Annotated in this window: 10 protein-coding genes; all 10 read right to left on the reverse strand. The window is 71.7% G+C overall.

The features are described from left to right. Window positions 1-2: 2 nt before the first annotated feature. The 10 genes from IM778_RS12720 to purN all read right to left on the reverse strand — a co-directional run bounded on the left by IM778_RS12720 (window position 3) and on the right by purN (window position 12,431). Window positions 3-794: a hypothetical protein gene (locus IM778_RS12720; RefSeq protein WP_194409232.1), complete on the reverse strand. Its 792-nt coding sequence runs from the start codon at window positions 792-794 to the stop codon at window positions 3-5. Continuing rightward, complete coding sequence (locus IM778_RS12725; protein ID WP_194409233.1) at window positions 782-1,390, reverse strand: hypothetical protein; 609 nt, start codon at window positions 1,388-1,390, stop codon at window positions 782-784. The genes IM778_RS12720 and IM778_RS12725 overlap by 13 nt, the downstream gene beginning before the upstream one ends. Next, the gene (locus tag IM778_RS12730) at window positions 1,387-2,004 is read right to left on the reverse strand and encodes a hypothetical protein (protein ID WP_194409234.1); all 618 of its coding nucleotides are present in this window, start codon (window positions 2,002-2,004) and stop codon (window positions 1,387-1,389) included. The genes IM778_RS12725 and IM778_RS12730 overlap by 4 nt, the downstream gene beginning before the upstream one ends. Window positions 2,005-2,053: 49 nt before the next feature. Beyond that, on the reverse strand, window positions 2,054-3,244 hold the full coding sequence (locus tag IM778_RS12735; protein ID WP_194409235.1) for a hypothetical protein: 1,191 nt from the start codon (window positions 3,242-3,244) through the stop codon (window positions 2,054-2,056). 3 nt (window positions 3,245-3,247) lie between these two features. Continuing rightward, entirely contained in the window at window positions 3,248-3,550 is a 303-nt protein-coding gene (locus IM778_RS12740; protein WP_194409236.1) for a flagellar protein FlgN, read from the reverse strand. 116 nt (window positions 3,551-3,666) lie between these two features. After that, window positions 3,667-3,954, reverse strand: coding sequence for a WXG100 family type VII secretion target (locus IM778_RS12745; RefSeq protein WP_194397663.1), 288 nt, complete (start codon window positions 3,952-3,954; stop codon window positions 3,667-3,669). 115 nt (window positions 3,955-4,069) lie between these two features. Next, entirely contained in the window at window positions 4,070-8,650 is a 4,581-nt protein-coding gene (locus IM778_RS12750) for an FtsK/SpoIIIE domain-containing protein (RefSeq protein WP_228484540.1), read from the reverse strand. A 27-nt stretch (window positions 8,651-8,677) separates the two neighbouring features. Beyond that, entirely contained in the window at window positions 8,678-10,126 is a 1,449-nt protein-coding gene (locus IM778_RS12755; protein WP_194409237.1) for an RDD family protein, read from the reverse strand. A gap of 66 nt (window positions 10,127-10,192) precedes the next feature. After that, entirely contained in the window at window positions 10,193-11,797 is a 1,605-nt protein-coding gene (gene purH, locus IM778_RS12760) for a bifunctional phosphoribosylaminoimidazolecarboxamide formyltransferase/IMP cyclohydrolase (RefSeq protein WP_194409238.1), read from the reverse strand. Between the two features lie 31 nt (window positions 11,798-11,828). Further along, on the reverse strand, window positions 11,829-12,431 hold the full coding sequence (gene purN / locus IM778_RS12765) for a phosphoribosylglycinamide formyltransferase (RefSeq protein WP_194409239.1): 603 nt from the start codon (window positions 12,429-12,431) through the stop codon (window positions 11,829-11,831). Window positions 12,432-12,442: the final 11 nt, after the last annotated feature.

The raw sequence follows: 12,442 nt of genomic DNA on the forward strand, positions 1-12,442 counted from the left end.
CGTCAGGCGGAGCGGTCTCCGGGCGTGAGATCGTCGCGCGGCGCCATCGTCATGGCCAGCAGACCGACGCGCGCCTCGCCGGCGCGGTTCAGCTCGTCGGCGCCGATGAGCCCGCGATCGGCGAGCACGACGAGCGCATGCTGGATGTCGGAGTAGACGCGGGCCCGTTCGTCGGGCGGGAGCTCGTCGACGGCCTTCTCGAGCCGGGCGAAGTTGCGCCGCCAGCGCGTGCTGCCGGTCTCGGCCGGGCCGCGGCTGAACACGAGATGCAGCACGCCGACGACGGCGTCGAGCATGATCCCCACCAGGCCGATGGGCCCGGCGGCCGCCCCCTGGGAGATCGCCAGCACCGCGATCAGCGCCGCGAGCGACGACGGCACCAGGTGGAGCAGTCCGAGCAGGCGGCCGATTTTCGGGTCGGTCCCCAAGGACTCGCGGTGCTCCTGGATGAGGCCGATCCCGCCGATGAGGGCGGCGATCGCCGCGAGGAGGCCTGCGATGCCGACCGGTGCGATGTCGTCGCGGTCGAACAGCCACGCCGCGAGGAGGAACGCGGCGACCGCGGGCAGCGTGAAGCTCGCGATGTGCGAGATCGTCAGCAGGCAGCCCCAGCGCGTCGCGACCCCCTTCGAGAGGTCCTTCCAGGCCTCGCTCGGCGCGAAGAACGCCAGCGCCCGCCGCAGTGCCGGGGTGTCGTGCAGCGCGCGCGCCTCGAGCTTCCACCAGTCGATCGGCCGCCACGCGCTCACCGTCCGGGCGTACCGCGTCGCGGGCCCGTCGGTCACATCCGCCATGACACGTCGTCCGATGCTCCGGCGTCGACGAGCGCCTGAGGGTCGAAGGCGGCGGATACCCCGCCGCCCCCCTCGATGCGGACCGTGTCGAGGATCCCCTCGGCGATGGCCGCGGCGAGCGGGATCGCCGGCGCCGCCATCGGCGCGAGCACGGCGAAGAACGTGAGCCCTGCCGGCAGGAAGAGCCACCGGACGCTGCCGCGGCCTTCGCTCTCGACGACCGTCGACGAGCAGCCGGGACCGAGGCCCTGCGAGACCAGCGTGCGCAGCCGGGGCGGCAGAACTCCGTCGGGCCGGAGGTAGCGGGACTGCTCGTCGGCGTCGAGCTCGCGCTCGAGGAGCGTGAGCCGGAGCGGGACCCACGAGCCGGTGCCGCGCTCGAACAACAGCACATCGGTGGCGGGGTCGCCGACCGCCGACCGCTGCGCGCGGACGAGCGCACGGGCGAGCGTCTCGCGGATGCCGGCGCCGAAGTCGTGGTGCACGGCCAGGCGCGCGATCGCCTCGTCGGCCCACGCGGCCGCTCCCTCGCCGAGGTCGTCGGCGGGGAGGACGATGCTCGTGGCTTCGTCGTGCTCGAATGCGACGCGGGTCATCGGCCGGTCCATGCGAGTGTCGCGACGTGGGCATCCAGCAGTTCGAGCCACGCTCTCATCGCCGCGTCCGACTCCGGATCGGTCTCGGTCGGGTGCACGAGCGTCGCGGTCAGCTGCAGCGCCTGGGTCCGGCGGGATCCGGGGATCGGCGTCAGATACACCACGGTGTACGCCCCCGCCGTCTCGCCCGACAGCTCGACCGTGCGCCGGTCGACCCACCGCAGGAACTGGCGGCTGTCGTGCAGGGCGCGCGCACCGCGACGCTCTACGGCATCCGCCACCATCGCATCGAGCGAGACCGCGGGCGTGCCTTTCACGAGGGTGCCGAGGATGCTCACCGGCACGGTCGCCCACTCCGGGGCCTCGTCGCCGGCCATGATCATCATGAACGCGCCCTGCTTGCGAGCGGCGGCCAGCGCCCGCTCCACATGCGCCGAGACCAGGGCGTACGTCTCAGGACGACCCGCTTCGCGCAGACGCGCGCGAGCCTTGTCGAGCAGTGCGCGCTCGGTCTCTGCCGACGTGTCGTAGAGCACCCATCCGGGCGGCAGCATCATGCGCAGCTCGGGCATGCCGTGGCGTCCGCCCCCGAGCTGCTCTCGAAGTGAAGTCACCGGACCACCCTGCCACAGGGTCGCCCCGGCACCGCATCGCCCATCGGAGTCAGTCCGTCGCCAGGTTGTACAGGCCCTGGAGCCCGCCGAACGTGCTGGCGAGGTTGTTGTAGTGGGTGCCGACGGCGCCGACCGCGTAGCTGATCTGATCGCCGGTGGTGCCCAGCTCGCCGATGACCTCCCACATGAACGGGTCTTGGCCGGTCATGACCGTGCTCATGATGTTGTCGAGGGAGTTCGTGACATACCCGGCCTCGGGGCCGAGCGAGCGCATGTTCGAGATCCACTGTCCCGGGTTGCGCGAACCGAGGCTGAGCGACCAGCGTGCGGCGTCGTCGCCGAGCGAGAGCCCGCCCTGCGAGATGCCGCCCCACGCGCGCATCCCCGCCTTGAAACCGCCGCTGGCGAACTCGCCGAAGGCGCCGAACGGGATGACGGCGAGGACGGCGAGACCGACCTCCCACAGCGCGGCATCGCCGCGGGAGTACTGCCACAGCGTTCCGACGAGGGTGAGCACACCGACCGCCAGTGCGAGCAGGGCGACGATCGGGCCGCCCACCACGAGGGCGAGGACCGCCAGGACCACGCCGGCGACGGCGAGGACGTCCAGGGCGAAGTCGACGAACCCGTCGAGGTCATCGCGCCAGCTGTCCTCGATGCCGTTCGCGATCGACGTCCGCACGCCCGCGACGGCGTCCTCGAAGGCCTGCTCCCAGCGGTCGTACTGGTCGTCGAAGTCGTCGGCGGCTTCCTTCCAGAGCCGGTAGGCGTCGTCCTTGTCGCCCTCCGCGGTCTCGACGGCGTTCTCGTGTGCGGTCTGCGCCGAGTCGTCGCCGTCCTCGGCGTCGCTCGGCACCGGGGCCATGCGGGCGCTCTGCCACTCGCTGAGCTTCTGCTGGTACTGCAGCCAGTACGTGTCGGCGTCGGCGACGGTCGTGATCATGAGGGCCTTGACCGTGGCCAGCTCGTCGCCGTAGGCCTTCACGTACGGCCCGACCGCCTCGTACAGGTCGGCGGCGCGGCCCAGTTCGACGTTGACCTCGCCGCTCAGCTCCCGGAGCTTGTCGACCGCGACGCCTTCCATGTCGGCACCGTCGTCGACGAGGCGCGTGAGCAGCGACGACGCCTCCGACATCGCCGCACCGAGGTTGATGATCTGCCGGCCCCGCTCGCTGACGGCATCGCCGTTGCCGGCGACGACCTCGACCGGACGCCCGTCCGGTGACTGGTGGATCGCCATCGCCTACTCGACTTCCTGCATCTGCTGCGCCATCTCCGCCGCCGCCTTCGTGTCGAAGTCGCCGAAACCCTCGAGCACGGTCTTGGCCTGCTCGGCGACCGCCTTGAGTCCTTCGTTCAGCTTGTTGCGGCGGTCGTCCCACTGACCTTCGAAGTCACCCGTCTTGTCGCGCAGAGCGCTGTTGCCGTAGGGCGAGCCGATGTCGTCCCGGAGGTCGCCGCTGCGGTTCGAGGCCTCGTCGAACTCGATCTGGGTGGCCAGCAGGTTCGTATACAGGGCTCCGAGATCGTCGTAGGAGATCTTCACCGACACGCGTCATCACATCCCAAGAGGTCGGGCCGGGCATCCGGCATGGGTCGACTGAGCACCGCGCCCCGGGTCGATGCGACGACCGCGGGGCGCGATGGCGAAGTGCGAGTGGATCAGCCGCCGGCGAGCTGCTGGTCGAGGTCCTGGATGGCGCGCATCATGCCCAGCAGCGCCTCCGACATGTCGTTGATGCCATCCACGGCACCCTTCAGACCCGTCGTCAGCTCCGAGTAACCCTCACCGAACTTGCCCGACGCGTGCTGCGTCTTGAAGTCCTCACCCAGCAGCGTGTCCACCTGGCTCTTCAGCGCGTCCAGCTGACCCTGGATGTCATCACGAGCCTGCGACAGCGACGACGCCACCTGCTCCATCTCCGCATACGAAGCACCGAAATCGGCCATCGTCAACTCCCTCACTCAGAAAACCCGGCCCCCACCGGGCCGACACTCAGAACCTAACCGACCCCGACACACACCACGATGGGGACCATTCCCCATCCGGCTGCCCGCGCCGGCCTCACGCGCCGGGTGCGTCGGCGGTCACGTGCCCCGCGCCCTCCACGGCGGGGACGGATGCCGCGGCCGCCGGCTCGACCGGCAGGGTGGGCGCGTCGACCAGGGGCAGCTGCACGGTGACCTGGCGGCCGGCCTGGACGAAGATGCCGCGCCCTTCGGGGAAGTCCGCGCGCTTGACCTTCGGGAACGGCACCTTGAAGACCGCGTCGCCGTCGAACGCGTCGGGCTTGAGGATGATGCCCTTGCGGCCGCCCTTGAAGTCGCCGATGAGACCGAAGCCGCTGGTGACCTGCGTGACGTCGGCATCGCCGATGAGGAGGTGCTCGCTGCGGTTCACCGCCTGGAAGAGCGCCTTGAGCGGGCGCTCGGCCGGCGAGTCCGCGAACTGCGGCACGTCCTCGATCACGATCATCAGGCGGGCCTGGAGGGACTCGTCGGCGACGAGCTCGGCGAGCTCGGTGGCGAGCTCCTTCGCGTCGTCGACGGTCGTGGCGCTGCGCATCCACGGCGCGAAGTCCTTCAGCTGCGAGCGGCGTCCGCCGAAGTGGAAGAGCTTCACCGCCGGGTCGAACCGCACCATCGAAGTGATGAGCGCCTTCATCGCGTTCGTCTTGCCTGCCATCGGCGGCCCCGACACCACGAACGTGCCGACGGGGTCGAAGTCGCGGGCGGCGAGGGTGTCCTCGGCGATGCCGAGGGACGGGAACTCGCCGATGCGCTCCGGCAGCGACGTCCACGGCAGTCGCGTGGGGAGCGAGCCGATCTCATCGACCTCGCGCGCGCCGAGCGCGCGCAGCTCCTCGGCCCATTGCGTGAGCAGCTTCGTCTGCTCCGCGACGTTGGGCGTGCCTCCGAGCACCGCGATCTGCGTCTCGAAGCCGTCCACGATCGCGCGGCCGGGGGCGGAACGCTCGTCGAGCACGTCCTTCGGGGCGTTGAGCAGCGCATAGGCGTTCTCATCCGACAGACGCAGGATGACGCGACGCGACACGTTCGAGCTGACCGCGGTGGGCACCGAGCCCGAGCGGTCCGCGGTCGCCACGACGTGCACGCCGAGGGGCCGGCCCTCGCCGAGGATCCGCATGAACGCCTGATAGAACGGCATCCGTGCGGTCGTGCTCTCCCATTCGGCACGGAACTGCGGGAGTCCGTCGAGGAGCAGGATGATGCGCGACTCGTCGCGTCCGGTCAGTTCGCGGTACTCCGCGACGCTGGACGCGTTGGCGGCGCTGAAGCGCTTGCCGCGGTCATCGAGCACGCGGCCGAGCGAGCGCATGATGCGCTGGACGCGCTCGGCGTCGTCGCCGGGGATGATCGAGCCGACATGCGGCAGCACCTCGAGGCTCTTGAGCGAGCCCGACCCGAAGTCGAGGCCGTACACCGCGACGTTCTCGGGCCGGCGGCCCATCCCGGCCGAGATCGCGACGGTGCGCAGCACGGTCGACTTGCCCGAGCCGCTGGTGCCGTAGACCAGCAGCGAACCGTCGCGGTCGGGCTCGAAGTAGACCGCCTCCTGCAGCTGGCGTTCCGGGATGTCGCTCTTGCCCAGCAGGATGGAGCCCGCCCTCCCCGCGCGCAGCGCCCGGATGTCGACGGTCGTCTCGAGGTCGTCCAGCCACGGCCGGCGGGGCGCCGGGATGCTCGCCTGCTGCGCCGCCGCGATCAGGGTCGACACGATGCGCTTCTGGTCGTTGGGGCCGGGATCGACGTCGTGCGCGGCGTCGTCGCCCTTGTCGTCCAGCTCCCACCGCTGCACCGATCCGAACCGCAGCTCGGCGACGCTGACGTCGGCGGCCGGCGTCTCGTCGCTGCTCCAGCCGCCCGCGTACGCCGACTGGAACGGCACGAGGCGGCCGGGCCCGGTCTTGGCGATGCCGCGCCCCGGGATGCCCGGATCGAACCGCGCGGCGACCGGGTCGTCCACGACATCCTTCGAATCCGATTCGTCGGCCATGCGCAGCGCGACGCGGAGGTTGGTGTTGGCGCGCAGATTGTCTTTGATGACGCCCGCGGGCCGCTGGGTGGCCATGATGAGGTGGATGCCGAGCGAGCGGCCGCGCTGTGCGATGTCGACGACGCCGTCGACGAACTCGGGCACCTCGCCGGCGAGCGCGGCGAACTCGTCGATGACGAGCACGAGGGCGGGAGGCGTGTCGGGGTCGCGCCGCTTCTCGAGCTCGAGCAGGTCCTTCGCCTTCTTGCGGTTGAAGAGGTGCTCGCGGTAGTGCAGTTCGGCGCGCAGGCTCGTCAGGGCCCGGCGCACGAGATGCGGGCTCAGGTCGGTCACGAGCCCGACGCAGTGCGGCAGCTCGACGCAGTCGGCGAAGGCGGACCCGCCCTTGTAGTCGACGAAGAGGAAGGTCACGCGATCGGGGCTGTGCGCAGCCGCCATGCCCAGCACCCACGCCTGCAGGAACTCGGACTTGCCGGCACCTGTCGTACCGCCCACGAGCGCGTGCGGGCCCTGCGTGCGCAGGTCGAGCGTCATCGCGTCGGCCGTGCCCTGGCCGACGATCGCGCGCAGGTTGCCCGACTTCTTCAGCCTCGGCAGCGTCGCGCCGGAGCGGTCGAGGATCGTGTTGTTCTCGCGCCAGCGTTCGATCGCGAACGAGGGTTCTGCGGCCATCTCGGCGCCGACGAGCGAGAGGAACATGACCGAGTTGGGGATGTCGGACGAGTCCTCGATGACGGTGCTCGAGTCGGCGACGGGGGCCAGGCGCTTGGCGAGCACGGTCATGAGCTCGTTCGAGACGCCCTCGACGACCGTCTGCGGGTATTCGGCTCCGCTGCGCACCGTGCCCGCCTGGGCGGCCTGCAGTCCGCGAGAGACGTCGACGAAGCTGCGGCAGACCGCCGGGAGGGCTTCGACGACGGGGGCGACGAAGATGCCGTAGACGCCCACGTCCGCGCCGCGCTCGAGCACCTGGGTGAGGCGGGCACGGTCGACCGGGGCATCGGAAGTGACGATCACGAGGACCGCGGTCTGGCCGGGGAAGGTGGCCTCCTCGGCGGCGCGACGCACGTCGGTGCCGTACCGCATCGGATCCCAGTCGTCGTCGAGCGGCAGCCGCGGTGACGACGCCGCCTTCGAGCGGCGCATGACGAGCTCTTCGAGGCCCGACAGCAGGGCGGCGCCGGTGGAGGCGGAGTCCGACAGCGGCATGTCGCGGAACGGGCTGCGTTCGCTGGTGGTGTGCGGGAGCCACTTGAGCCACTCCAGCTGGCGCGCCCACTGCGGCTCGGTGAGCGCGACGGCGACGAGCTCGTTGGGCGAGTGCAGGCCGAACAGCTGCACGCTGAGCCCCCGGAGCGCGTCGGCGGCCTCGCGCGCCGGCCCGGCGACGCCGATGACGCCGACGCTCTGCAGCGACTCCAGCACCGGCACGCCGTCGATCATCCGGTACCGGTCGCGCAGGCGCTCGACGCGGTCGACGTACTCCTGGAGCGCGTCGGGGTTGTCGGACCGCTTGACGGTGGTGCGCGACGACGCCTCGGAGGTGCCCAGGCGCACCGCGAGGAAGTTCCAGTGCTCCGGGCGCCTTGTCCACAGCATCGGACCGAGCCGCATCGCCTGCTCGAAGACGACCGCGACCGGCGGGACTTCGGCGTTGCGCACCTCGCGCTCGCGCGGGCGCTCGCGGTAGAGGGTCTCTTCGAGCTCCTCGAACGTGCGCTCGAAGACCTCGGCCTCCTTCTTCACGCGCTGGCCGACCTGCGTGCGCTGCGAGATGAAGTTGCCCAGCAGCATCAGCGGCGACAGCAGCACCACCAGCAGCGAGCGCGGCTGGCCGGTCATCGCGAAGATCGACACGCCGAGGATGATCGGCGCGACCAGCATCGGCCACGGGAAGAGCCGCGAGATCGGGTCCTTCGGCATCCGCGGCTCGGGCAGCTCCTCGCCGACGTAGCGCGGCTCGACGCGCGGGCTGCGGTTGAAGAGGAGCGAGCCGCCCCGCTCGAGCACCGGGTCGGGGTCGGCGGGCGCGTAGTCCTGCACCATCTGGACGACCAGCTCGGTGTCTCCGAGCATGAAGCGCTGGCCGGGGATCACGCGCAGGCGCTGCACGAGCCCGCCGTCGACGACGATGCCGTTCGCGGAGTTCAGGTCGACGAGCTCCACCGTGCCGCCGACCTCGATGCGCGCGTGCCGCTTCGAGATCAGCGGGTCGTCGAGCACGATGTCGGCTCCGGCGGCTCGGCCGATCGTGAAGTGGCCGCGGGGCAGCTGGAACTCGCGGCCCGAGAAGGGGCCGGCGACGACGTACAGGATGGCGGCGGCCGGAGCCCCGGCGCGACGGGTCGAGACGTAGCCGGGCCCGAGGTTCACGATCGACGCGACGAAGCCCGAGCCGACGGGGGCGTCGCTGATGAGCATCTCGGGCTCGAGGAGCGTGAACGCCGCCGACGTCGGGGGCGCGACCCGCAGTGTGAGGACGTCCTCCGGGGTCGCCACGACGTCGTGCGCCGGATCGGCCTCGGCGATGCGCCGCGCCACGTCCTGCACGGTCGCGGTGGTGTCGGACGTGACGACGATGTCGGTGCGCTGGTCGTCGCGCCGCTGGAGCGTCAGTTTGAGTCTCATCAGGGGTTCCTCGTGCGGATGCCGGCGTCAGCCGATGCGGAGGCGGGCGTGGCGGTCTCCGAGCCGAATCGTATCGTCGTCGCGCAGGGCGACCTGTTCGCGCGGGGTGAGCGGGTGCTCGACGCCCTTCCGGACGATCGCGGTGCCGTTGGTCGAGCCGAGGTCGATCGCGACGAGGTCGGCGCCGGCCCGGATCACCGCGAGATGCGTCTTCGAGACCGACATGGACGGGTCCGCGAGGGCGACCGGAACGAGGCGCGGGTCGCCGGGCGAGGACGCCGGATCGCGACCGATCAGGATGCCGCTGCCGCGGATCTCGATGACGCCACCGTCGTCGAGCGTCAGCGTCGCGGACGCCTCGCGCACCGGGGGCGTCGGCACCGCGGGCGCCGGCACCGAGGGCGCCTGCCTCGACGGCGCGGCGGCCGCACGCGCGGCGGGCGAAGGCGCGGGGACGGGTGCCGGGGAGGGCCGAGGGCCGCCCGCGGGAGCGGCGGGCTCGGCGTCCGGCATCAGCCGCGGCGGCACCCACGCGGCGCCCCCGGCGGCCGGTGCGGCCGCGGGGCCCGCCTGCGGGACCGGGGAGGGCTGCGGGGCCGCGGCATCCGCCGCCGGCGGCGACCACGCCGGGACGCCCGCGACGGACGGCCCGGCCTCCGGACTCGCCTGGGCCGGCGCGAGCCCGGCACCGGTGAGCGGGATGTCGGGGCGCGCCTCGTCGGCCGCAGCGCCGTCTGCGCGCAGGGCGCCGAGCACGCCCCCGCTGCTGCGGGAGGTCGGGATGTACGCCGCCGCAGCGGACTGCTCGCCGACGGGCGTGGCCAGCGACGGCAGCTCGCTGCGGTCGTCCTGCAGGTCGGTCGCGACCGTCTTGCGGGCGATGCGCATGCGCTTGACGTCATACGGGTTCAGGCCGCGGCGGACGTCGACGAACCACGTCGCTGCCGCGAGGTCGGGCCAGCCGCGCCCTCGGCGTTCGCCGTCGAAGAACGGCGAGAGGGCGATCACCAGCACCGGACCGACCAGCGGCACCGCGAAGCTCCCCCACAGCACGAGCGCGCGCACCACGGCGCCCCGCCAGAAGCCGGGGCGCTCGAGGGTACGCACGTTGACCGAGCGCAGTCCGGTGATGGCCTTGCCGAGGGTGACGCCGCGGCGCCCGTGGAGCGCGAGCTGCGTCATGACGTACGCGGTCGTCAGGACGGTGGACACCGCTGCGCAGATCACGATGAGCAGGAGGCCGCCGCTCGTGGGCTGCGCGCCGGACGCGGTGAGCGCGACCAGGCCCGGGAGCGCGACGAGGAGCATCGGCAGCTGCAGCACGACGTACACCGCGGCCTCGATCGTCGCCGCGAGCGCACGACGGCCGAACGGCGCGGGCACGAGCCCGAGCGACGCGGCGTACTCGGGCCGCGCGCGCCCCCGTTCATCGAGACCCTCGATGCTTCGGGACGCCTCGTCTATCTCCCAGATCACCGATCCTCCTGATGCCGACTCCGGATCGACCCTAACGCGGGCCGCGCCCGCGGCCGTCGTCGGGGATCAGTGGAAGAAGTGCCGCTCGCCCGTGAAGAACATCGTCACGTTCGCCTCCTGCGCCGCCGCGATGACCTCGTCGTCGCGCACCGAGCCGCCGGGCTGGATGATCGCCCGGATGCCCGCGTCGATCAGGATCTGCGGTCCATCCGCGAACGGGAAGAAGGCATCGGACGCCGCGACCGAGCCGGCGGCGCGGTCTCCGGCCCGCTCGACGGCGAGCCGGCACGAGTCGACGCGGTTGACCTGCCCCATGCCGATGCCGACCGTGGCGGAGTTCTTTGCGAGCACGATGGCGTTGGACTTGACGGCGCGGCACGACTTCCAGGCGAAGATGAGGTTGGTCATGTCTTCGTCGGCCGGGCGCTCCCCCGACACGAGCTGCCAGTCGCGCGCGACCGATTCGATGTCGTCGGGGAACCGGTCGGCGTCCTGCAGCAGCAGGCCGCCCGACACCAGGCGCACGTCCATGCGCTCCTGCTGCCAGTCGGCGGGCAGCTGCAGCAGACGCAGGTTCTTCTTGGCCTTGAACACCTCGAGGGCGGCCGGCTCGAAGTCGGGCGCGACGATCACCTCGGTGAAGATGTCCTTGAGGTTCTCGGCCATCTTCAGGGTCACGGTGCCGTTGGCGGCGATCACGCCGCCGTAGGCCGACACCGGGTCGCACTCGTGTGCGCGCAGGTGCGCGCTGGCGATCGGGTCGAGCGCGTTCGGAGCGGTGACGGCGATGCCGCAGGGGTTCGCGTGCTTGATGATCGCGACGGCGGGCTTGACCATGTCGAATGCGGCCCGCAGGGCGGCATCCGCATCGACGTAGTTGTTGTACGACATCTCCTTGCCCTGCAGCTGCGTGGCCTGGGCGATGCCGTGACCGCCGCTGCGCGTGTAGATCGCGGCGCGCTGGTGCGAGTTCTCGCCGTAGCGCAGCGTCGAGAGCCGCTCGGCCTTGATCGTGAGGTGCGCGGGCAGGACCTCCTCGGTGAGGGTGCCCTCCGCGAACCATGTGGCGACGGCGCGGTCGTACTCCGCGGTGTGGGCGAAGGCGCGCGCCGCGAGCTCGCGGCGCTGCACGAGGCTGGTGCCGCCGGCGGCGATGGCCTCGATCACAGCGGGATAGGACGAGGGCGACACCACGATCGCGACGTTGGCGTAGTTCTTCGCGGACGCGCGCACCATGGCGGGCCCGCCGATGTCGATCTGCTCGACGACGTCGTCGCCGGCGGCGCCCGACCGCACCGTCTCGACGAACGGGTACAGGTTCACGACGACGAGCTCGAACGGCGCGATCTCGAGCTCGTCGAGCTGGCGCTCGTGGTCGGCGAGGCGGAGGTCGGCGAGGAGTCCGGCGTGGACGCTCGGGTGCAGCGTCTTCACGCGGCCGTCGAGGGACTCGGGGAAGCCGGTCACGCTGGCGACATCGGTGACCTCGTACCCGGCTTCGCGCAGCAGGCTCGCCGAACCGCCCGTCGACACGATCTCGACGCCGGCGGCCGAGAGAGCCTCGGCGAGGCGGAGCAGGTCGGTCTTGTCGCTCACCGACACCAAGGCACGGCGGATCGGCACGACGTCGCGGGGGCGGTAGAGGGCGGGGTCGTGGCTCGGGCCGGCCATGGCGTATCTCCTCGGTGGGGATGGGTGGCGGTCAGGGGGTCGCGGCGGCCGCGACCTGCGCGAGGTCGAGCTCGCCGGTGGCGACCCGGCGCACCACGTCGATGAGCAGGCGGCGCTCGACGGGCTTGATGCGCTCGTGGAGGGTGTGCTCGTCGTCGCCCGGCAGCACCGGGACGCGCTCCTGCGCGAGGATCGGCCCCGAGTCCACGCCGTTGTCGACGATGATGACGCTGGCACCGGTCTGCGCGACGCCCGCAGCGAGCGCGTCGCGGACGCCGTGGGCTCCGGGGAACTCCGGCAGGTACGCGGGGTGCGTGTTGAGGATGCGCGGCGACCACTCGTCGACGAGCCCGGACGGCAGCAGGCGCATGAGTCCGCTCAGCACCACGAGATCCGGCCGCCAGACGGCGAGGTGCTCGCCGAGCTCGTGGCCCCAGTCGTCGCGGCTGTCGAACTGCACGAACGGGACCATGAACGTGGGGATGCCGAACTCCTCGGCATGCGCGAAGCCCTCGGCCTCGCGATCGGCGCCGACGACGACCACGCGGGCGGGGAATCCGGGGTCGGCAGCCGCCTCGAGCAGGGCGCGCAGGTTCGACCCTGCGCCCGAGATGAGGACGGCGACCGTGAGCACCCACTCAGCTT

Origin of the sequence: Microbacterium cremeum (genome assembly GCF_015277855.1) — a bacterium.
In the GTDB taxonomy this organism is placed as follows: Bacteria; Actinomycetota; Actinomycetes; order Actinomycetales; family Microbacteriaceae; genus Microbacterium; species Microbacterium cremeum.

Excerpts from the sequence above, each read along its gene's own strand:
- IM778_RS12720 (WP_194409232.1), bottom strand. The coding sequence starts at position 794 with ATGGCGGATGTGACCGACGGGCCCGCGACGCGGTACGCCCGGACGGTG.
- IM778_RS12725 (WP_194409233.1), bottom strand. The coding sequence starts at position 1,390 with ATGACCCGCGTCGCATTCGAGCACGACGAAGCCACGAGCATCGTCCTC.
- IM778_RS12735 (WP_194409235.1), bottom strand. The coding sequence starts at position 3,244 with ATGGCGATCCACCAGTCACCGGACGGGCGTCCGGTCGAGGTCGTCGCC.
- IM778_RS12745 (WP_194397663.1), bottom strand. The coding sequence starts at position 3,954 with ATGGCCGATTTCGGTGCTTCGTATGCGGAGATGGAGCAGGTGGCGTCG.
- IM778_RS12750 (WP_228484540.1), bottom strand. The coding sequence starts at position 8,650 with ATGAGACTCAAACTGACGCTCCAGCGGCGCGACGACCAGCGCACCGAC.
- purH (WP_194409238.1), bottom strand. The coding sequence starts at position 11,797 with ATGGCCGGCCCGAGCCACGACCCCGCCCTCTACCGCCCCCGCGACGTC.